Annotated in this window: 17 protein-coding genes; 13 read left to right on the top strand and 4 right to left on the bottom strand. The window is 72.4% G+C overall.

Annotated elements, in window-relative coordinates:
* Nucleotides 1-59 precede the first annotated feature (59 nt).
* The 11 genes from V1633_RS00715 (at nucleotide 60) to valS (ending at nucleotide 13531) form a co-directional block, all read left to right on the top strand.
* Nucleotides 60-1589 carry a DNA-3-methyladenine glycosylase 2 family protein gene (locus V1633_RS00715; protein ID WP_331212116.1) on the top strand — a complete coding sequence of 510 codons (1530 nt, stop codon included), beginning with the start codon at nucleotides 60-62 and terminating at the stop codon, nucleotides 1587-1589.
* Nucleotides 1590-1594: 5 nt separating this feature from the next.
* Nucleotides 1595-2137, top strand: a complete 543-nt coding sequence (locus V1633_RS00710) for a methylated-DNA--[protein]-cysteine S-methyltransferase (RefSeq protein ID WP_331212393.1) — start codon at nucleotides 1595-1597, stop codon at nucleotides 2135-2137.
* 48 nt (nucleotides 2138-2185) lie between these two features.
* On the top strand, nucleotides 2186-4015 hold the full coding sequence (locus V1633_RS00705; RefSeq protein ID WP_331212115.1) for an ABC transporter ATP-binding protein: 1830 nt from the start codon (nucleotides 2186-2188) through the stop codon (nucleotides 4013-4015).
* A 134-nt stretch (nucleotides 4016-4149) separates the two neighbouring features.
* A complete protein-coding gene (locus V1633_RS00700; protein WP_331212114.1) occupies nucleotides 4150-5982 on the top strand; it encodes an ABC transporter ATP-binding protein in 1833 nt (610 codons plus the stop codon).
* A 73-nt stretch (nucleotides 5983-6055) separates the two neighbouring features.
* Nucleotides 6056-7696, top strand: coding sequence for an AAA family ATPase (locus tag V1633_RS00695; protein ID WP_331212113.1), 1641 nt, complete (start codon nucleotides 6056-6058; stop codon nucleotides 7694-7696).
* Nucleotides 7697-7759: 63 nt separating this feature from the next.
* A complete protein-coding gene (locus V1633_RS00690) occupies nucleotides 7760-8221 on the top strand; it encodes a hypothetical protein (protein ID WP_331212112.1) in 462 nt (153 codons plus the stop codon).
* Nucleotides 8218-8436 (top strand): DUF2997 domain-containing protein, encoded by a 219-nt coding sequence (locus V1633_RS00685; protein ID WP_331212111.1) that lies wholly within the window; start codon nucleotides 8218-8220, stop codon nucleotides 8434-8436. The genes V1633_RS00690 and V1633_RS00685 overlap by 4 nt, the downstream gene beginning before the upstream one ends.
* Complete coding sequence (locus tag V1633_RS00680; RefSeq protein ID WP_331212110.1) at nucleotides 8420-9463, top strand: ComEA family DNA-binding protein; 1044 nt, start codon at nucleotides 8420-8422, stop codon at nucleotides 9461-9463. The genes V1633_RS00685 and V1633_RS00680 overlap by 17 nt, the downstream gene beginning before the upstream one ends.
* Nucleotides 9456-10127, top strand: coding sequence for a 4Fe-4S single cluster domain-containing protein (locus V1633_RS00675; protein WP_331212109.1), 672 nt, complete (start codon nucleotides 9456-9458; stop codon nucleotides 10125-10127). Before V1633_RS00680 ends, V1633_RS00675 begins: the two co-directional genes overlap by 8 nt.
* A 79-nt stretch (nucleotides 10128-10206) precedes the next feature.
* Nucleotides 10207-10776, top strand: a complete 570-nt coding sequence (locus V1633_RS00670; RefSeq protein WP_331212108.1) for a DUF6939 family protein — start codon at nucleotides 10207-10209, stop codon at nucleotides 10774-10776.
* Nucleotides 10777-10867: 91 nt separating this feature from the next.
* The gene (gene valS, locus V1633_RS00665; protein ID WP_331212107.1) at nucleotides 10868-13531 is read left to right on the top strand and encodes a valine--tRNA ligase; all 2664 of its coding nucleotides are present in this window, start codon (nucleotides 10868-10870) and stop codon (nucleotides 13529-13531) included.
* A 29-nt stretch (nucleotides 13532-13560) separates the two neighbouring features.
* Here valS and V1633_RS00660 read toward each other — a convergent pair whose 3' ends face one another.
* Together V1633_RS00660 and V1633_RS00655 are read right to left on the bottom strand one after the other, a co-directional pair.
* Nucleotides 13561-14688: a pentapeptide repeat-containing protein gene (locus V1633_RS00660; protein WP_331212106.1), complete on the bottom strand. Its 1128-nt coding sequence runs from the start codon at nucleotides 14686-14688 to the stop codon at nucleotides 13561-13563.
* Between the two features lie 111 nt (nucleotides 14689-14799).
* Nucleotides 14800-15570, bottom strand: a complete 771-nt coding sequence (locus V1633_RS00655) for a hypothetical protein (protein WP_331212105.1) — start codon at nucleotides 15568-15570, stop codon at nucleotides 14800-14802.
* Between the two features lie 309 nt (nucleotides 15571-15879).
* Here V1633_RS00655 and V1633_RS00650 point away from each other — a divergent pair, with 309 nt between their 5' ends.
* On the top strand, nucleotides 15880-16692 hold the full coding sequence (locus tag V1633_RS00650; RefSeq protein WP_331212104.1) for a hypothetical protein: 813 nt from the start codon (nucleotides 15880-15882) through the stop codon (nucleotides 16690-16692).
* 151 nt (nucleotides 16693-16843) lie between these two features.
* On the opposite strand, the gene V1633_RS00645 is transcribed toward V1633_RS00650, so the two are convergent.
* Entirely contained in the window at nucleotides 16844-18139 is a 1296-nt protein-coding gene (locus tag V1633_RS00645) for a M14 family zinc carboxypeptidase (protein ID WP_331212103.1), read from the bottom strand.
* Between the two features lie 471 nt (nucleotides 18140-18610).
* On the opposite strand from V1633_RS00645, the gene V1633_RS00640 reads away from it, so the two are divergent.
* Nucleotides 18611-19204: a hypothetical protein gene (locus V1633_RS00640; RefSeq protein ID WP_331212102.1), complete on the top strand. Its 594-nt coding sequence runs from the start codon at nucleotides 18611-18613 to the stop codon at nucleotides 19202-19204.
* 28 nt (nucleotides 19205-19232) lie between these two features.
* Here V1633_RS00640 and V1633_RS00635 read toward each other — a convergent pair whose 3' ends face one another.
* Nucleotides 19233-21143: a serine hydrolase gene (locus V1633_RS00635; RefSeq protein ID WP_331212101.1), complete on the bottom strand. Its 1911-nt coding sequence runs from the start codon at nucleotides 21141-21143 to the stop codon at nucleotides 19233-19235.
* Nucleotides 21144-21228 lie beyond the last annotated feature (85 nt).

Genomic DNA, 21228 nt, shown 5'->3' with positions numbered 1-21228 from the left:
TCAGGCCCAGGTCCGAAATCCGCCAGTCATCCCGGCCACCGCGCGGCACCATCGAGGGCGTGGAGTGGGATTTCGAGCGGTGCTACCGGGCGGTCGACAGCCGCGACCCCCGGTTCGACGGATGGTTCTACACCGGCGTGCTCAGTACCGGGATCTACTGCCGGCCGTCCTGTCCGGCGGTGACACCGAAGCGGCAGAATGTCCGGTTCTACCCGTCGTCGGCCGCCGCCCAACGGGCCGGCCTGCGCGCCTGCCGGCGGTGCCGGCCCGACGCCGCGCCGGGATCACCGGACTGGAACGCCCGGGCCGACGTGGTCGGGCGGGCGATGCGGCTGATCGGCGACGGGGTGGTGGACCGGGAGGGGGTGCCCGGGCTGGCCGGTCGACTCGGCTACACCGAACGGCACCTGCACCGGATGCTCATGGCGGAGGTCGGCGCCGGGCCGCTGGCGTTGGCCCGGGCACAGCGGGCACAGACCGCCCGGATCCTGATCGAGACGACCGGCCTCGGCCTGGCCGAGATCGCCTTCGCCGCCGGTTTCGGCAGCGTACGGCAGTTCAACGACACGATCCGCGAGGTGTACGCGGTGCCGCCGTCCGAGCTGCGGTCCGGCCGGCCCGCCCGACGCGGCGGTACGCCGGGCCCGGCACCTTCCGGCACCGTCGGTTCGATCAACCTCCGCCTGGCGTACCGGCCGCCGCTACACGCCGACGCCCTGCTGGACTTCTTCGCCCACCGGGCCGTACCCGGGGTGGAGGAGGTGACCGGCGGGACGTACCGCCGTGGGTTGCGACTTCCGCACGGCACGGCCACGGTCGCGCTGACCCCGCTGCCCGGGCACGTCGCGGCGGAGTTGCGACTGGCCGACGTCCGGGACCTCGCCCCGGCGGTGGCCCGCTGCCGCCGGCTGCTCGACCTCGACGCCGACCCGGAGGCGGTGGACGAGGTGCTGGGTGCCGATCCGGTGCTCGCCGAGGCGGTGGCGAAGGAGCCCGGGATCCGGGTGCCCCGGGCGGTCGACGGGTTCGAGACGGCGGTCCGGGCGATCGTCGGCCAGCAGATCTCGGTCGCCGGTGCGCGTACCACCCTGGCCCGGCTGGTCGCCGCCGCGTCACCCGGGGCGGCCGGCGACGACGTGTCGTCCCTGCCGGCCGGCCAGGACGTGGCGGCGGACCGGGTGGCGTCCGCCGGACAGCCGTCGGCGCGGGGCCTGCGGCCGTTCCCGTCCGCGGCGCAGGTGCTGGACCTGCCGGATTCCGCGTTCGGCATGCCGGCCAGCCGGCGGGCGACCATCCGGGCCGTGGCCGAGGCGGTCGCCGCCGGGGACCTCGACCTCGACCCGGGCGCCGACCGGGCCGAACTGGTGCACCGGATGGTCGCGCTGCCCGGAATCGGGCCGTGGACCGCCGGCTACGTCGCACTCCGTGGCCTCGGCGACCCCGACACCTTCCTTTCCACCGATCTCGGGGTACGCCACGGCGCCGCCGTACTCGGCCTCCCCGACAATCCGAAGACCCTCGACGCGTACGCCGACAGGTGGCGCCCCTGGCGCTCGTACGCGGTGATCAGACTCTGGAGAGCACAGTGAACGACATGTACGGCAGCACGATCGGAACCCCGGCCGGCCCGTTGACGATCCTGGCCGACCCGGACGGGGTGGTGTACGCCGCCGGCTTCCGGACCGACGTCGAGGAGCTGCTCGGACGGGTGCATCCCCGACTGCGGGGACCGGTGCGGGCCCGGGGCGACCTCGGCCCGGTCACCGCCGCCGTCCGGTCCTATCTGGACTGTGACCTGACCGCGCTCGACGAGGTGCCGGTCCGGCAGCACACCGACGGCGCGTTCATGGCCCACGCCTGGCAGACGTTGCGTCAGGTCAAGCCGGGCGGGCCGGTCACGTACACCGGTTTCGCCGAACTGGCCGGCCGGCCCCGGGCGGTCCGGGCCGCGGCGGCGGCCTGCGCCCGCAACGCCGTCGCGCTCTTCGTCCCCTGCCACCGGGTGCTCCGCACCGACGGCGGGCTCGGCGGCTACCGGTGGGGCCTGCCGGTCAAGACCTGGCTGCTCGACCACGAACGGGGCTTGACCGGTGACACCCGGTCGCCCCGGTCCATGGTGGAAGCGGCGGGCAGGTGACAGCAACATGACTGAACCGGTACGGATGTTTACCGTTACCGTCGGGGAATGGCCCCGGATCGTGACGACGAGCCCCGGGGACCGGCACCCCGGCAACCGCGCCCGGCACCCACCCACCTGCTCCGCAACCTCTGGCGGCTGCGCCGCTACCTGCGCCCGTACCGGGGCCAACTCGGCTGGCTGCTGATCGCGGCGTTCGGGGCGACCGGGGCGGGGATCGCCGTACCGCTGGTGATCCGGCAGGTGGTGGACGGGCCGATCGCCCACCGCGACCCCGCCGGGGTGCTCCAGCTCGGCCTGCTCGCCCTGCTGCTCGGGCTGGTCGAGGCGTTCCTGATCTTCATACGCAGGTGGGCCCAGTCGTCCTCGGCCGTCGGCATGGAAACCACCATCCGGGACGACCTCTACGCCCACCTGCAACGGCTGCACATCGGCTTCCACGACCGCTGGCAGTCCGGCCAACTGCTCTCCCGGGTCACCAGCGACCTCTCGGTGATCCGCCGGTTCCTCTCCTTCGGGCTGCTCTTCCTCGTCGTCAACACCACCACCTACCTCACGGTGGTGGTACTGCTGATCACCCTGCACACCGGACTCGGCCTGCTGGTCGCCGCCGGCGCCGTACCTCTCTTCCTGGCCAGCCGGCGGTTCACCCGGGCCTACCTGGTGGCGGCCCGTCGGCTCCAGGACGAACAGGGCGACCTGGCCACCCTGATCGAGGAGTCCGCACAGGGGCTGCGCACCGTCAAGGCGTTCGGACGGCGGCCGGAGATGGTGGGCCGGTTCGCCACCGGCACCCGGCAACTGCACGACACCGCGACCGGCAAGGGCCGCCTGCTGGCCCGCACCTCGGCCCAGTTCGACCTGCTGCCCAACCTCACCCTCGGCGCGGTACTGGTCGCCGGTGCCGTCGCGGTGGCACACGGCGCGCTCACCATCGGCGAACTGGTCGCCTTCGTGACGCTGCAACTCATGCTGATCTGGCCGATCGAGTCGCTGGCCTGGATCATCGCCAACGCCCAGGAGGCGATCACCGCCGCCGACCGGATCCACGAGGTGCTCGACACCCGGCCCACGGTCGTCGACCGGCCGCACGCGGTAGCCCTGCCCGCACCCGGGCCCACCGACACCGGCGGAACGCTCCGGTTCGACGGAGTGCGGTTCAACTACCCGACCGGCCCGGCCGTGCTGCGCGGGATCGACCTGACCGTCGAACCCGGCGAAACGCTGGCCATCGTCGGCGCCACCGGCTGCGGCAAGACCACCCTGCTCTCCCTGGTCCCCCGGCTCTACGACGTCACGGCCGGACGGATCACCCTCGACGGGCGGGACGTACGGGACATCCGGCTCGACTCGCTGCGACAACGGGTCGGGGTCGCCTTCGAGGAGGCCACCCTCTTCTCGATGTCCGTCCGGGAGAACCTCACCCTCGGGCGGCCCGAGGCCAACGAGGACGAGGTCCGGGCCGCCCTCGCGGTGGCGCAGGCCGACTTCGCGTACGACCTGCCGTGGGGGCTCGCCACCCGGATCGGCGAGCAGGGGCTGTCCCTCTCCGGCGGGCAGCGGCAGCGGCTGGCCCTGGCCCGTGCCGTCCTCGGCCAACCCCGGGTACTGGTCCTCGACGACCCGCTCTCCGCACTCGACGTACACACCGAGGCGCTGGTGGAGGCGGCGTTGGACCGGGTACTGCGGAACACCACCGCACTGTTGGTCGTGCACCGGCCGTCGACCGTGGCACTCGCCGACCGGGTCGCGCTGCTGGCCGACGGCCGGATCACCGCCGTCGGTACGCACAGCGAACTGCTCGGCACCGTACCGGCGTACCGGGCGGTGCTCTCCGCCACCGGGGACGCCGACGAACTCGGGCTGGTGCGGTCGTGACACCGCCCGTACCCGCCGGCGGACCGGTCGGCACCGGGGGTCACACCCGACCGACGGGCGAGGCCGGAAACGGCGCCGGACCGACGGGCGAGGCCGGAAACGGCGCCGGACCGACGGGCGAGGTCGGTGGCGGGGTGACCGGGTGGCGGGGCATCGCGGCCGACCCGGCAGCGGACCGCACCACCGCCGAGAGCGACACCGCGCAGGACATCAACCGGCTCCGGGCCCGCAGCCGGGTCCTGCTCCGCTCACTGATCCGACCACACCGGCGGCTCATCGGCGTCGCCGTCGCCCTGCTGCTGGTACAGAACGCGGCCGGGATGGCCGGGCCGTACCTGGTGATGGTCGGCATCGACCGGGCCATCGGGCCACTGCGGGCCGGCGACCCGGGACCACTGGTCGCGGTCGCCACCGCGTTCGGGCTCGCCGCGCTCACCGAGTACGCCGGCAAACGCGGCTTCCTCACCCTCTCCACCCGGATCGGCCAGGCCATCCTGCTCGACCTGCGCCGCCGGGTGTACGACCACTTCCTGCGGCTGTCGATCAGCTTCCACGAGCGGTACACCTCGGGCCGGCTGGTGGCCCGGCTCACCAGCGACATGGACTCGATCGCCGAACTGGTCGACGGCGGCATAGACGATCTTGTCCTCGCCGGGCTCTCCATCGTGTCGGTCGCCGGCATCCTGCTCTGGCTGGACCCGCCGCTGGCCGCGGCCACCCTGCTGGCGTTCCCGTTCCTGCTCTGGCTCTCCCGCTGGTTCGCCCGCGCCTCCGCCCAGGCGTACCGGCAGACCCGGGAGGCGGTGGCGTTGGTGATCGTCCACTTCGTCGAGTCGCTCGGCGGGATCCGGGCCGTGCAGGCGTTCCGCCGCGAGCCCCGCAACCAGCAGATCTTCACCGCCGTGAACGACGACTACCGTCGGGCCAACCTGCGGGCGTTCCGGCTGATCGCGATCTACAGCCCGGCGATCAAGGTGATCGGCAACGTGACGATCGCGGTGGTGCTGACGTACGGCGGTACGCGGGTGCTGGACGGCGGGATGGAGATCGGGGTGCTCGCCGCGTTCCTGCTCTACCTGCGACGGTTCTTCGAGCCGATGCAGGAGCTGAGCCAGTTCTACAACGCCCTGCAGTCCGCCACCGCCGCGCTGGAAAAGCTGGCCGGGGTGCTCGACGAGCGGCCCGGTGTGCCGGAGCCTGCGCACCCCCGGCCGCTGCCGACCGCCGCGCCGCGCGGCGCGGTCGAGTTCCGGACGGTCGCCTTCGGCTACCGGCCGGAGACCACGATCCTGCCGGAGCTGACCCTGACCATCCCGGCCGGGCAGACCGTGGCACTGGTCGGGGCGACCGGGGCCGGCAAGTCGACGGTGGCCAAGCTGATCGCCCGGTTCTACGACCCGACCCGGGGCGTGGTCAGCCTGGACGGCGTCGACCTGCGCGACGTCGCCGACGACGACCTGCGCCGGGCGGTGGTGATGGTGACCCAGGAGAACCATCTCTTCGCGGGTTCGATCGCCGACAACATCCGGTTCGGCCGGCCGACCGCGACGGACGCCGAGGTGATGGCCGCGGCCGCCGCCATCGGCGCGCACGACTTCGTCGCCGCACTCCCCGACGGCTACCACACCGACGTGCACCGGCGCGGCGGCCGGCTCTCCGCCGGGCAGCGTCAGCTCGTCGCGTTCGCCCGGGCGTTCCTCGCCGACCCGGCCGTGCTGATCCTGGACGAGGCGACCTCGTCGCTGGACATCCCGAGCGAGCGGCTGGTGCAGCGGGCACTGCGGACGATCCTGGCCGACCGGACCGCGATCGTGATCGCGCACCGGCTCTCCACCGTCGAGATCGCCGACCGGGTGCTGGTCCTGGATGGCGGCCGGGTGGTCGAGGACGGTCCGCCCGGCGGCCTGGTGACCCGGGGCGGGCGCTATGCGGCCCTGCATCAGCAGTGGCGGAACTCTCTGATCTGACCGTCGGCACACGAGGCCCGGCTTGCCGCGCGTTGCTACAGTCTTGCCGACCTTGCGACCGGGAAGGACGGCGGTGACGAGGGCTTTCCGGGACGACCTGTCGCAACTGCTCAAGGCGCGGCTGCCGATCCTCTACATCGAGTCGTACGAGGAGTCGCGGGTCGTCGCCGAGGTGACCGCGGTGGCCCGCGACGGCACGCGGGTGCGTACGCCCCGGGCGGTGTGGACGTGGTCGCTGACCCAGGGGCTCGTCCAGCCGGACGGTGTTCCCCGACGGGGCACCACCGAGCCGGACGCCGCGCTCAGCGCCGTGCTCCGGCTCGACGAGCCCAGCGTGGTGATCCTCCACGACCTGCATCCGGTGCTCGGCGGCGACGGCCGTCCCGGCGATCCGCAGGTGATCCGCCGGCTGCGTGACGTGGCGGCGGCGTTCAAGTCCGGTCCGGTACCCCGGACCCTGGTGCTGGTCTCGCCGCTGCTGCGGATCCCCGCCGAACTGGACCGGGACGTGACGATCCTCGACTTCCCGCTGCCCGCCGAGGCGGAGATCCGGCGGGTCCTCGACGGCCTCATCGCGGCGAACTCGACGAGCGGCCGGATCCAGATCCGGCTCGACCCGGTGGAGCGGGAACGGTTCGCCAAGGCTGCCTTGGGGCTGACCCTGCACGAGGCGGAGAACGCCTTCGCCCGCGCGATCGTCAACGACGGCGCGCTCGACATCCACGACCTGGCGGTGGTGCACGAGGAGAAGCGGCAGGCGGTACGGAAGTCGGGCCTGCTGGAGGTGGTGGACACCGCCATTCACCTGGCCGACGTCGGCGGCCTGGAGAATCTCAAACGGTGGTTGGCCAAGCGGGACGGCTCCTGGCTGGCGGCGGCCGCCGAGTACGGCCTGCCCGCCCCGCGCGGTGTCCTGATCACCGGTGTTCCCGGCTGCGGCAAGTCGCTGACCGCCAAGGCGGTCGCCGCGGCCTGGGAACTGCCGCTGATCCGCTTCGACATCGGCCGGGTCTTCTCCGGGCTGGTCGGCTCCAGCGAGCAGAACCTGCGGACGGCGATCCGGACGGCCGAGGCGACGTCACCGTGTGTGCTCTGGGTGGACGAGATCGAGAAGGGGCTGGCGCCGGACACCGGCGGCGACTCCGGCACCTCGTCCCGGGTCTTCGGCACCTTCCTCACCTGGATGCAGGAGAAGAGGCGGCCGGTGTTCGTCATCGCCACCGCGAACGACATCGGCCGGCTGCCACCGGAACTGCTCCGCAAGGGACGCTTCGACGAGATCTTCTTCGTCGACCTGCCGACCCAGGTCGAACGCCGGTCGATCTGGACCGTCCACCTGACCCGCCGGCTGCGCAACCCGGCCGTCGCCGGCGGGCTCGTCCTGGACGACAGCCTGCTCACCGAGTTGTGCGCGCTGACCGAGGGCTACTCGGGGGCGGAGATCGAACAGGCGGTGATCGGCGGCCTCTTCGAGGCGTTCTCGGCACGCCGGCCGCTGCACCGCGACGACCTGGTCCGGGCGGTCGCCACCATGGTCCCGCTCAGCGTCACCCAGGCGGAGCGGATCGGGACGCTCCGGGCCTGGGCCGCGACCCGGGCCGTCGCCGCCACCGCCGCCGAGGACTGGGACCTGGGCGGCGGCCCCGCTCCCGGCCAGCCGGGCCCGGACAGCCTCCCGCCCCACGCGGCCGGAGGCCGTGTGGTCGAGTACTGACGTCGGCCCGTCGTCTTCGCGTACCGACGCCACCCCGTTGTCGACAATCGAAAGGAGGCACCGATGAGCATCTCGTTGCTCCTCATTCCGCTGGCCGTCGCCGCCGCCACGGCCGCGACCGGCCTGGCGTCCGGTCAGGACGAGGATGGTCAGGTCGTCTGTCAGGTGCAGACCCGGATGCGGGACGAGAACCTGCTCTCCGTCGCGCTCCGGGAGACCGGTGCGCTGGTCACCGCCGACAACGGTCAGCTCAACGCGACCTGGGACGGCGTCCACGCGGCGTTCCGGCGCGGCACGGACGGCATCTGGGCGGCCCACTTCACCGGCGACGTCGACGAACGACGCGCGGTCGAGATCGTCCACGCCCTCGACGCCGGGTACGGGCGGCAGGTGCAGCGGGCCGTACTCGACCGGCTGCACGAGCGCGCCCCGGCCGCCGGGCTGCGACTGGAGTCGGAGAGCGCGACCGAGGACAACGCGGTACGGCTGGTGTTCACGGTCGCCGGACGGGAGCGGTCGGCATGACGGACCGACGCCGGATCGTGGTGACCGTCGCGGCCGACGGTACGGTCAGCGCCGAGACGAAGGGGATCCTCGGCGCGGACTGCCTCGACTACATCGCCGTGCTGGAGGAGCTGCTCGACGCGCGGGTCGTGCAGAGCGCCTACACCGCCGACCACGACCGGACCACGACGTACGTGTCGGATCGGCAGGAGTTGCGCGATGTCGACCGGGCCTGACGGCGGTTGGCAGCCTGGCGCATATTCGGGTCCAGGTCCGGCCCGGAGTTTCGGCTGGCGGCTGCGGCACAGCCTGTGGCTGATCCTGCCCATCTTCGGGTTCGGCTGCCTGGGTGGGCTCGGTTTCATCTACGTGGGGCTACGGGCCCGGCGCCGCGCCTGGTGGATCTCCGGCATCGTCTACCTGGTCGTCGGTTGGTCCAGCTTCCTGGTGGTCGGCACGACCCCGGAGGAGAGCGCCCTGTCGGACTGGATGGTGGGCCTCCTGCTCGCGGCGTACGTCGCGAGCCTGGTCCAGGCCGGGCTGGTCAACGCCGGCTGGCTGCGTTGGCGGGCCAGCTGGGTACCCGGGTACGCCCGGTCGGCGATGGCGCCCCCGCCGGGTTATCCCGGGGCCGTCGCACCGGGAGTCGGCTACCCCGGACAGCCCTACCCCGGACAGCCCTACCCCGGACAGGCGTACCCCGGGCAGCCGTATCCACCGCAGCAGTCCGGACCGGTCTACCCGGGACAGCCCTACCCGGTGGCGGGCCAGCCGCCGGCACCGTCGGGCCTGCCCGAGGTGGCGCCCGCCCCGGCCGTCGACCCGTGGGCCGCGCCGCGCCCGTGGCCGCTACCGGCCGACCTGACCCCGCCCGCCGGCGGGTACTACGGGACCGGGCCGGTCGCCACAGCCGGTACACAGTCCGGTGAGGCGTCGTCCGGGGCGTACCTGGGGCAGCCCGGCACCGGCCGTTTCCCGGACCGCCCGCTGAACGTCAACACCGCGTCCTACGAGCAGTTCGTGGCGCTGCCGGGGGTCACGCCCGCACACGCCCGGCGGATCGTCGCCGAACGCCGGACGCGCGGCGGCTTCGGCGGCCTCCCGGAGTTCGCCGCGGTCGCCGACCTGGCGCCGCACGAGTTCGCCCGGCTGCGCGACCACCTGGTCTGCCCCCCGGCGACGGGACCGACCGACGTCGCCGGGACGGCGGCGACCGACGACGGATGGCGGCCACCGCCGCAGGGTCGCGTCCTCGATGTCTGACTCCGCGCCCCGGATGCCGGCGACGGGCGGCGACCCCGATGTGGTGTCGGTGGCCCGGTTCCTCGCCTCGACGCGGGCCGAGGGGCCGGGCGAGCGGACGGCGGTCTGGGTCCAGGGCTGCACGATCCACTGCCCTGGCTGCTTCAACCCGCACATGTGGAGCTTCCGGGGCGGCGCACCCGTCGGTGCGGCCGATCTGGTCGCCCGGATCCTGGACGCCGGGACCAGCGGGCTGACCCTGCTCGGCGGCGAACCGTTCGACCAGGCCACCGCCCTGGCCCGGGTCGCCGCCGGGGTCCGGGCCACCGGCCGGTCCGTGATGACCTTCACCGGCTACACCACCGACGAGCTGCGGCAGGCTGTCGACGCGGGCCGCGCCGACGTGGCCGGGCTGCTCGCGGAGACCGACCTGCTCGTCGCCGGCCCGTTCCGCGCCGACCAGCTGGACCGGGTACGCCCCTGGGTCGGCTCGACCAACCAGGAGTTCGTCCTGCTCACCGACCGGATCGCCGGTTCCGTGGCGGAGTTGACCGGCGACCCGGACCGGCTGGAGGTGACCGTCGACGCGGCCGGCGGGATCGCGGTCAACGGCTGGGCCGAGTTGGACGCGTTGGACGCCCTCCTCGACGGGCTCGGCGAACGGGTCCGGCACGCGCCCTCCTGATGTCGTACCCGACCGGCATGATCCGGGCCGGGTGGCGCACGGTGAGGGCCGGGGCTGCGGAGCCGAGGAGACAGGCGGCGTGACGGTACGGGTGCTGAGCCGACGCAGGTCGACGGCGGCGATCGAGGCGGCGGCGCCGGGCGCTCTGGTGCTCGACGTGACCTCACGCGGGCCGACGCCCTGGGTCCGGCTCAGTCCGTTCTATCCACACGGCGGCATCCCGGTGCCGCTGAGCCCCGGTGTGTACGCCGAGTCGGTCGAGGGCATCTGGCAGGCGCTGAAGGTCTTCGCCGACGCCGACGTCGACCCGGCACGACTGCGGATCACCGACATGAAGGGCCTGAAGCGGACGGTACGCCGGTACGGCGAGGTACGCGGGCACCGGGCCGGGCTGACCGGTGAGAGCCTGCTGACGTACGCCGAGGCGAGGCGCCGGCTCTACCTGCCGGCGTACCGGTGGGTGCTGGAGAACCCGGCCGCCGACCTGGTCGCAGAGCTGCGCCGGACCGTGGCCGAGCGGGACGTGGTGCTGCTCGACTACACCGTCAACGGTGACGTCGCCGACGAACGCAGTCCGCTGTCGCACGCCGCGCTGGTCCGTCGTTTTGTCCTCGACGACTGGCCGGCCGAAACAACCGGGCCGGGCTGACCGACCCGGCCGCGACTCACCGGCCCGGTCTGGTCGGCAGCGGGTGACAATCACCCCTCGGTCGCCGACTCCGCTCCCGTACCATCGGCGGATGACCGATACGGAGCGGTACCACCGCACCGGGGTCCCGGAACGGCCCAGCCTGGACGGCCTGGCCGAGAAGTGGGCGCCCCGCTGGCAGGAGGAGGGCACGTACGCGTTCGACCGGACCAAGACGGCCGTACCGGGTCGCGGCGTGGCGTCAGACACGCCGAGCCGGAACGGCCGCAGGGAGGATGTGTACTCGATCGACACCCCGCCGCCGACCGTATCGGGCGAACTGCACATGGGGCACGTCTTCTCGTACACGCACACCGATCTGGTGGCGCGGTTCCAGCGGATGCGCGGCCGGAACGTCTTCTATCCGATGGGCTGGGACGACAACGGGCTGCCGACGGAACGCCGGGTGCAGAACGTCTACGGCGTGAGGTGCGACCCGAGCCTGCCGTACGACCCGGCGTGGCAGCCGCCGCAGCGGCCGGTCAGCGAGGCGGCCCGGGCGAATCCGGTGGCGATCTCCCGACGCAACTTCGTCGAACTCTGTGCCGGGCTGACCGCCGAGGACGAGCAGGTGTTCGAGGCACTGTGGCGGCGGCTCGGCCTCTCGGTGGACTGGTCGTTGACGTACACCACGATCGGGCCGGTGGCCCGGGCCGCCGCGCAGCGGGCGTTCCTGCGCAACCTGGCCCGGGGTGAGGCGTACACCGCCGAGGCGCCGGCGCTCTGGGACGTCGGCTTCGGCACGGCGGTGGCCCAGGCCGAGCTGGAGGACCGGGAGCGCCAGGGGGCGTACCACCGGCTCCGGTTCGAGGTCGTGGCGTCGGGGCCGGGCAGCGCCGGTACCCCGCCCGCGCCGGGCCCCGGGCGCGACGACCGGTACGTGCACATCGAGACGACCCGGCCCGAACTGCTGCCGGCCTGCGTGGCGCTGGTCTGCCACCCGGACGACGAGCGGTACGCCGACCTGGTCGGCGGCACCGTCTCCACCCCACTGTTCGGGGTCGAGGTGACGGTGTACGCGCACCCGCTGGCCGACCCGGCCAAGGGCAGCGGCCTGGTGATGGTCTGCACGTTCGGCGACCTGACCGACGTGACCTGGTGGCGGGAGCTGCGACTGCCGACCCGGGTGGTGATCGGCCGGGACGGACGACTGCTCCCCGAGCCGCCCGCCGGAGTGGACCCGACCCCGTACGCCGAACTGGCCGGCCTGCCGGTCAACGCGGCCCGGCGGCGGATCGTGGAACTGCTGACCGCCTCCGGTGACCTGGTCGGCGAGTCGACCCCGGTGACCCACCAGGTCAAGTTCTACGAGAAGGGCGACCGCCCACTGGAGATCATCTCGACCCGGCAGTGGTATCTGCGCAACGGGGGCCGGGATGCCGAACTCCGGGCCGGACTGCTGGCCCGGGGGCGGGAGCTGAACTGGGTGCCGGCGCACATGTGGCACCGCTACGAGCACTGGGTCAGCGGCCTGACCGGCGACTGGTTGATCAGCCGGCAGCGCTACTTCGGGGTGCCGTTCCCGGTCTGGTACCGGCTCGACGACACTGGCGAGCCGGACCACGCCCAGCCTCTCACGCCCGACGAGTCCGCGCTGCCCGTCGACCCGACTTCGGACGTGCCGGCGGGCTACGTCGAGGCGCAGCGCGGCCAGCCGGGCGGTTTCATCGCGGATCCGGACGTGATGGACACCTGGGCCACCTCGTCGCTGACCCCGCAGATCGTCGGCGGCTGGGAGCGGGACCCGGACCTGTTCTCCCAGGTCTTCCCGATGGACCTGCGGCCCCAGGGGCAGGAGATCATCCGTACCTGGCTCTTCGCCACCGTGGTCCGGGCGCACCTGGAGCACGGCGTGCTGCCGTGGAAGGACGCGATCCTCTCCGGCTGGATCCTCGACCCGGACCGGAAGAAGATGTCCAAGTCCAAGGGAAACGTGCAGACCCCGATGGGGCTGCTCGACGAACACGGCCCGGACGCGGTCCGCTACTGGGCGGCGAACGGCCGGCCCGGCACCGACCTGGCCTTCGATCCGGCCCAGATCAAGGTCGGCCGGCGGCTCGGCACCAAGCTGCTGAACGCGTCGAAGTTCGCCCTCGGCCTCGGTGCCGCCGACGCGCTGCGGGCGCCGGTGACCGAGCCGCTGGACCGGTCGATGCTCGCCCGGCTCTCCACCGTGGTCGGTACGGCGACCGCCGCACTGGAGCGGTACGACCACACCGACGCGCTGCAGGTCACCGAGGCGTTCTTCTGGACGTTCTGCGACGACTACATCGAGTTGGTGAAGGAGCGGGCGTACGGCGAGGGGCCGGGAGCCGACTCGGCCCGGGCCGCGCTCGCCACCGCACTCTCGGCGCAACTGCGGCTCTTCGCCCCGTTCCTGCCGTACGTCACCGAGGAGGTCTGGTCCTGGTGGCGGTACGGCTCGGTGCACCGGGCACCGTGGCCGACGACGTACGAGATCCAGCGGGTGTCCGCCGACGGCGACCCGGCGCTGCTGGAACTGGCCGGCGCGGCGCTGACCCAGGTGCGGCGGGCGAAGTCGGAGCGGAAGCTGTCGATGCGGACCGAGGTGCCGTTGGCCGAGGCGCTCGGCCCGGCGGCGATGTTGGAGCAGCTCGCCAGCATCGCGGGCGACCTGAAGGCGGCCGGCCGGATCAGCAAGCTCGACTTCCTCCCCGACCGTACGCCGGAACTTGTCATCGCCTGCGCGTTCTGACAGCTGTCGGGCGTGGTCCTTCCGGTGGTTCAGTCGGCGCAGGTCCGCGCGGGTGCGGTGGGCACGGCCATGGCCACCGGCAGGAGTGTGCGGGCGCTCAACTGGGCACAGCTGATCTGGTCGGCGGTGACCCGACTGTCGCCGAGTCTCGCGCCGTGCAGCAGTGCACCGTTGAAATTGGTGCCGGTGAGTAGCGCCTCGGTCAGGTCGATGTCGATCAGGTTGGAGCCGACCAGTCTCGCCCTGGTCAGGTCGGCTCCGGGCGCGGTCACGTAGCCGAGGTACGCGTCGCTGAGGTCGGCGTCGGTAAGGTTCGCCTCGGCCAGGTTGGTGGCGTCGAGCCGGGCCCCGCGCAGGTCCGCGCCGACCAGAACGGCGCCGAACAGCCCGGAGCCGTCTAGGCCCGCGCCGGACAGTTTCGCCCTGGTCAGGATCGCTCCGTCGAGCATCGACAGGTTGATCCTGGCGTCGGTCAGATCCGCCCTGACCAGCACCGCGTCCCGGAGGGTGGCCCGGTCGAGGGTCGTCCCGACCAGGCTCGCGGCGGTGAGGTCGGCGCCGTCGAGGCGGGCGCCCCGCAGGTCGGCACCGTCCAAGCGGGCGCCGGTGAGCAGTACCCCGCTGAGCTGCGCGTCTCGCCACGACGCGCCGGTCAGGACCGCACCGCTCAGGTCGAGCCGGTCGCCCGGCCGGTCCCAGGCGGGATCGCGACGGGCCAGCACGGTCAACGCCGCCTGGACATCCACGGCCGGCCGCCGCGAAGCGTCGTCATGTCCGGCCGAACCGGCGTCGGCCGGCCCCCGCTGGTCGGTTTCGTCCGGCGCCCGCTGCTCGCCGACGGGTCGGGGCGTCGTCCGCTGCCGGATGAAGCCGGCGAGCACGGCGGTCACGGTGGGCTGCCGCGACGGCGCGTCCCGGAGCACACTCTCCAGGGTGTGCACCCCGCCGGCCCGTACCATGTCGGTCGCGGCGCCGAGCAGCTCGATCCCGGCGGTGAACCGCCGGGTCAGCTCCGCGTCGAGCGCGCCGGACCCAGCTACGGCGACCGGGGTACGGGACGCCCTCGCCGACAGCGTCAGCGCGACACCACTGACCACGAGGGACAGTACGGCGACCGGCAGAACCAACCGTTGCGACCAGGGGCCCCGGACATCCATGGTGCTCAGTGTGCCGGAGACGGGACCGGCCCGGCATCGGCCGGAGAGCCGTGCACCGGGCCACATCCGCCCGAGGGGGCCGGTCCCGTCGCGGCGGCCGAACCGGGTCGGCTACGGCAGTGTCGGCAGGACCTCGATCGCGACCCGGCGGCTGGTGTTGGCGTACGACGCGGCCTCGACCGCCGCCGGGTCGATCGGCCCCAACTGCCAGACCCCCAGGTGGTACTGCTCCAACTGGGTGGCCGTGTGGTTGCCGTACACGTCACAGGTGTACGCCCGGATCAGCGGCCCCGCGCCGGGTTCCGGGAAGTGGTAGCGACACCTCGGGGCGAGCCTCGTGATGATCTCCTGCAGGGCGCCCCGGTAGTCCTGCATGAGTCGGGTCGTGCCGAACCCCGCCCGCACCCGGGCCACCGCTGCCAGCGTGTAGAGCGTGATGGCGGCGTATCCGATGTCGTCGACCGCGCGGGGGTCGGCGACCGCGTCGAGATACTCGTAGGCGTCGCTGGCGGCGCCGCTGACCGACTGCGCCCAGTCCTCCAGCGTGTCCACCTCGAAGTTGTTGATGTCGGCGAACTCCAGCACGTGGTGCCGGGCGTCACCCCGCAGGTCCGCCGCGGCGATGCCGTCGATGTGCGCGATCACCGCCGACTCGGCCTGGTCGAGCGCGTTGATGATGTCCTGGGTCATCCCGATGACCGCCTCGGGCGTCAGGCCGCCGCCACCGATCCGCCCCATCAGGTCGACGGCCAGGTCGACGAACTCGATCAGTGACGAATTGGTGCCGTCCGGGTTGGCCCGGGCCGGCTGGACGGTTCCGGGCAGGATGACCGCGAGGGCGACGGCCGCCGCGGCGAGTCCCCGAAACGATCTGGCTCTCATGCTGACTCTCCTTCCGCACTGGTGCCGGCAGAGTGCCGGAGGCGACTGGACGACAACTGGTTACCGGCTGGTCGTCAGACTGCCGACCGGTCGCGTCGCCGACCGCTCCGACCGTTGCCGCCGGGCCGTCGGCTGGTCGCGCCGGCCGGCGCCCGCACCGGAACGGCGGATCGCGGCAGGCCGGGCACCATCGACCGGGCATCCCGGCGACCGGCGTCCAGTACGGCGCCAGTGGCCGTCCAGAGCGGCTCCATAGCGTGCGCCTGACGCCGGATCCCGGACGGGCCGGCCCGAACCGAAGGAGACGGGATGAGACGAAGACTGCTCCGGGTGGTGGCGGCCTCCGCCCTGGCCACCGCCCTCGTACTGCCGAGCGGGGCACAACCGGCCCGGGCGGTGGATCCCGGCACGATCGCCACGATCATCTCGTTCGCCTCCCAGGCGTACGGGTATTTCAGCAGTTCACAGAGCGGCGGGATGACGATCGAGCAGGCGACCACCCTGATGATCCAGCGGATCCAGGGCGCCCAGAACGCGATCATCGCGCACATGGACCAGCTCGCCACCGCCGAGGCGAAGGCCTGCGCCCGGCACCACGTCCTGGAGTTCGCCGACATCGAGGAGTTCTCCGCGAGCCTCCGGCAGCGGTGGGCGCAGGACGTGACCGCGTGCGTCACGCTGATCGACAGCCTCTGGGGCGCGCTCGGCGGGGCGCAGAACTCGCCGGCACGGCATGAGCTGGGCATGGCGCTCGGCGCGGTCGGGCCGATCGCCCTGGTGGCCCGGGCCCGAGCCGGTTTCAGCACCGTGGAGCTGAGGAACCTCCTGGTCACCGCGTTCGACCGGGTCAGGATCTCGTTCACGCCGTACTGCTATGCCACACCGGACGTGTCGGAGGAGTACTGGCAGATGTATCCCGGCGAGAGCTGGGTGCCGGCCTGGTACACCTGCTTCTCGGTCAACGGAGACCTCGGCATCGGCTCCTGGACGGTGTACGAGGTGGGACGGTGGGCCTGGGGCGCACCGGTCGACTACCCCAACTGGCAGACCGTCTTCGACGAGGCCGGGCGACGCTCGGCGTACGGGGTGGCGGTCGCCGCCCTGGCCCAGCTCCGCCCATGACCGGCCGCTCACCCGACGACAACGACTGAGCCCGCCGCTCATCCGACGACAACGACTGGCCCGGCCGCTCTGCCGGCCACAGCGACGGACCCGGCCGACAACCACACGCCCCCGCTCCCGCCAGCGGCCGGAGCGGGGGCACTCGGTACGGTCAGTCGTTCGGGAGGTTCGTCCGCTCCGGAATCGACTCGTACCGCTCGGGGTTGATGTCGTCCAGGGTTCCGTCGGTGATCGCGTCGACGACGCCGAAAAGCCCGACCTCGATCTGCTTGTTCAGCATGCCGTTCTGCTTCTGGCTCCAGGACTGGGTCTGTCCCCGGGTCTCGAACAGGACGGTCGCACTGCCCCGCAGGGCGAACGAACCCAGCGCAGTGCCGGGCAGGTCGGTGTCCTGCGGATAGAGCGTCACCTTGCTCTGCGGCGAGTTTCCGCCCTGCAGGGCGTCGTACACCGCCACGTTGACCCGACGGGAGGCGTCGTAGTCGAACCTGGGCCAGGTGCCGTGGGTTTCCGGGTCGGCGATGAAGCGACCCGAGATGGAGAGGGTGGTGTAGTCGTCCATTCCCTCGCCGGTGTAGCAGGGCGCCTGGTTGTGCAGGTCGACGAAGACGTCCACGGTGCCGAACTCCTGCTCCAGGGACCGGTAGACCTCGCGGGTCGTCTGCGCCTCCGGGGTCAGGTACCAGCCGACCGAGCCGCTGTCGCCGGGGAAGTCGCCCGGCTGGGGGACGTAGTCGAGGTCGGGGTTGAAGTCGCGGTTGACGTCGAAGCCGCCGACCCGGGAACTGTAGTTCCAGGCCGGTGCCGCGTTGGCGAGCTGCGGGAAGTCGGCGACGACGTCGTCCCACGTCCGGGCGTTCTGCCGACGGTCCAGTTCGCCGCCGTCCGCGTTCAGCCTCGGCACGGCGACCACGGTGACCTTCTCCCGGATCTGCGCCGAGCGTGCCGAGTTGTTCCCCAGCTTCTTGAGCAGTTCCAGCAGGGCGACGGTGCCGTTCATCTCGTTGCCGTGGATCTGGCTCTGGATCAGGACGACGGTGTCACCCTCACCGACCCGGGCGGTCCAGATCTCCCGGCCCTGGTTGCTGTGGCCGGCGACGTCGACCGCGACCTTGCCGCCGCTGGTCTGTTCGATCTGCTGGAGGCGCTGCCGCAGTTCGTCGTGGCTGATGAAGCCCTCGACCGGCTTGTCGCCGGTCTCCGTGCCGCAGTGCGACTGCAGCGGTTGGGCGGCCGCCGGTGCGGTCACCGCGACCGCCGATCCGGCGATCCCGACCAGCGCCGCGGCCGCCACCGCGAGGTGGCGTCTGAAGGTGACGCCGAAGATCTCGTTCCTGGACGCCGGTACGCCGGTACGCCGTACCGGGCTCTGGGTGGATACCGTGCGGGCGGTTACCTCGCGGCTCGCGCCGGCTCTCTTCGTGCGACGGGACGGCCTTGCTGACATGCTCTGCACCTCCGGGGGACGGGTGTCGGGCGTGACGCGGTCGCTGCCGGACATGGATTGATCTTGCTGTACGACCGACACGATCAGCGCCGCCGACAACCGTGATTAATGTCCCCCGCCCTGTGCCGTGCGTCGGCGTAACACTTTTCGGCCCAATGTCACAGCCCGATCGGTGGTACCGGCAAAGTTGGACCGGCAAATCGGATATTGCCCGACCTCCCATCCCCGGCACGCACCCTTGGCCGGGCCCGGTGGGCTGCGGAGCGGCGCCGACCAACGCACCTGGAGGCGCACGGGGGTCAACACCACGAAAACCATGTATTGGACGGAAATACGGGGACTCTGCTTGTCTTACCCGTCGGGTCGGGGCGCGCCGGGAGAAATGCCTGGCGGACCCGGCCGCCGGCGGCGACAACGCCCCGGTGCCCGGTCCGACAATGCCGGCAGGAATCGACAAGGAGAATCCGCACCGTGCTTCCTCTCACCAAGGCACGCCGTTCTGTCGCGCTGACCGCCGCCGCGGCGGTGGCGCTCGGCCTGGCCGGCTGCGGTGGCGACGCCGGGGACGATGCCTCGGGCGGCGCCGTATGGCAGGCTCCCGCGTCCGGCGCCGCGACGTCCCGCCCGCCGACCCGGATCAAGACGATCACCTCGGGCTGCGACCTGCTGTCCGCCAAGGTGGTGGTCGACATCCTCGGCAGCTCGCAGGGCACCGAACTGCAGGCCAAGGACTCCACGGACACGAACGGGGACACCACGCGGTACAACTGCCTGTACGGCAAGGACGGTCGTGACGTGCTCTCCCTCGTCGCCACCGCCTACCCCGACCGCGCCGACACCGCGACCGAGACGATCGACGCGGTGGCCGAGGGCAGCAACACCGAGACCACCCGGGTCGACTCGGTGGGCGCCGACGCGGTCGCCTACACCGAGGAGAACGTCCGGGTGTTGGCGTTCGTGAAGCCGTACGAGCAGGAACTCCGGTTGGTCGTTCTCAGCGGACCGGCGCTGATCCCCCAGGGCAGGTACGTCGATCTCGCCCGGAAGGTGGCCGAGCGGCTCTGACCCGCCGCCGGGGCGGCGGGCAGCCGCCCTACCGGTTCGAGGGGCTCCAGCCGGCGGCGACGAAACGGGCCGCGTCGGCGCCCTCGCCGTGGAAGAACAGTCCGCCCAGGCCGACCACCAGCAGACGGTCGAGGTAGACGCCCCGACCCCGGGAACTGCTGTCGGTGCTGTAGACCCACCGCAGGTGGGTGGTGCCGGCCGGCAGTTCGGCGAGGGCCCGCGACCAGCGCCGGCCGCCGTAGCCGGTGACCGTACCGTCGGAGACCCAGCCCCGGCCCGCCGCCGCGAGGCTCACCTCGACGGGTGCCCACGTCCCGCCGCCGTCCACCGACACCTCGACCCTGAGCACGTCGTACCGCGGCTCGGTGTCGTACCAGAGCTCGAAGCTGGCGACGGTCGCCCGGCCGGCGGGACGACGCAGCGGCGCGGTGAGGGTGACGCTGGCGCCGTCGCGGTCGTCCGCCCGCCAGGCGGTGCCGCCGCCGACCGGACGGACCGGAGTCGCGTACGCCAGGTCCTGGGCGAGCGCGCGGCGGGCCACGTTGTTGCTGCCCCAGTTCCGGTCCGGGTGCACCCGGTTGCTCAGCAGGATCAGGAAGGTGTGTGCCAGCGGGTCGACCACGATCGAGGTGCCGGTGAAACCGGTGTGCCCGAAGGTGACCGGTGACGCGAGCCCGCCCATGTACCAGTGCTTGTGCAACTCGACGCCGAGTCCCCGGTCGCTCTCCGGGTAGCCGCTCTCCAGGTCGGCGTTGTGGTTGACCAGCATGCTCCGCACGGTGGACTCGCGGAGGATCCGCGCGCCCCGGTACTCACCGCCGTTCAGCAGCATCTGGCAGAAGATGGCCAGGTCGGCGGCGGTGGAGAAGAGACCGGCGTGGCCGGCGACCCCGTTCAGCGCCCAGGCGTTCTCGTCGTGCACCTCACCCCAGACCATGCCCCGTCCGGCGTACGGCTGGTATTCGGTGGCGGCGATCCGGTGCCGCAGCGCGGGCGACGGCCGGTAACCGGTGTCGCGCATCCGCAACGGCCCGGTGACCCGGCTGGCGACCAGTTCGTCCAGCGGCCGTCCGGTGACCCGTTCCACCAGTACGCCGAGGGCGATCAGTCCGAGGTCGGAGTAGACGTACTGGTTGCCGGGGCTGGCACCGGCGGCGAACGGGGTGGCCAGGGCGGCGGCGATCCGGGCCTCGGGGGTCGGGTGGGCACTCCACAGTGGCGCGAACGCGGGCAGCCCGGCGGTGTGGGTGAGCAGCATCCGTACCGTGACCGCCTCCTTGCCGCCGGCGGCGAACTCGGGCAGGTAGCGGACCACCGGCGTGTCCAGCCCGACCAGTCCGCGTTCGACCAGTTGCATCGCGACCACGGTGGTGAAGAGCTTGGAGATCGAGGCGAGGTCGAAGATGGTGTCCGGGCGCATCGGAAGCTGCTCGTCGGCCGGCAGTTCCACCCCGGTCCGGTCGGGCGCCGGCCCGACGGAGGCGTACCGGACGGCGTCGCCGACCGCCTCGTGCGCCACGACCACCCCGTCCTTCGCGGCGAGCAGCACCGCTCCGGCGTACGTCGGGTAGGTCGGGTGGTCCGGAGTCGGCACCAGGTACGCCTCGGCGTCGGCGCGCAGCCGGTCGACGTACCCGGGGAGGAGGCCGACCTCGGAGGCGTCGCCGGCCCGGAGTGTCCGGTGGGCGAACCGGATGTCGGCCGGGCTGACGGACGGCGGTCCGCTCGGCCGACCGGTAACCGGGCCGTGCCGTCCCAGCTCCGGACCGGCCGGCAGACCCTGCTCGACCTTCGGGCCGGCGGTGGCGGGTGGTGGTGCGGCGGCGAGGGCCGCCATCAGCAGGGCCAGGATTCCGGCCCCGCCGCCGATCACGCCTGAGCCGATCCGCCGTCGCCGCATCGTCGCACCGCCCTCCATGCCGACCGTCCCGACCAGCATGAAGCTTTCCTACGCCATATTCAAGAATCGAGGAGGTTCTTGCCATGTGCCGGTGGGGACGGCTAACGTATCCAGCAGGATTGAT

Origin of the sequence: Plantactinospora sonchi (genome assembly GCF_036422035.1) — a bacterium.
GTDB lineage: Bacteria > Actinomycetota > Actinomycetes > Mycobacteriales > Micromonosporaceae > Plantactinospora > Plantactinospora sonchi.
The sequence above is the reverse complement of the archived record's forward strand: the minus strand, read 5'-3'. Positions and strand labels throughout refer to the sequence as shown.